Genomic DNA, 271 nt, shown 5'->3' on the forward strand with positions numbered 1-271 from the left:
GTACCGATGCCGCCGAACGCCAATCGTACTGTCTTTAGGTTGCCATTGTCGTCAGCATCGATGACTGCGGCACAAGATACCAGTGCAAAGGCATAAGAAGCGCGATCACGCACTTTGTCATAGGTATGCATGCCCTTAATAGGGGCAGGTAATACAACATGAGTAATCAGCTCGCCTGCTTCTGGCACATTTTCGATATGCGGCGTGTCTTTTGGCAAACAATAAAAATCTTTCACATCGATAGCGCGAGTCGAGCCATCTGCTTTAACTG

At 48.3% G+C, this 271-nt stretch carries 1 pseudogene; it reads right to left on the reverse strand.

The window, feature by feature from the left end:
* A pseudogene (locus AAEY78_RS13165) lies at window positions 1–271 on the reverse strand (FAD binding domain-containing protein); the annotation flags it as partial.

It is taken from the genome of Psychrobacter sp. 16-MNA-CIBAN-0192 (assembly GCF_040309565.1).
Classification (GTDB): Bacteria; Pseudomonadota; Gammaproteobacteria; order Pseudomonadales; family Moraxellaceae; genus Psychrobacter.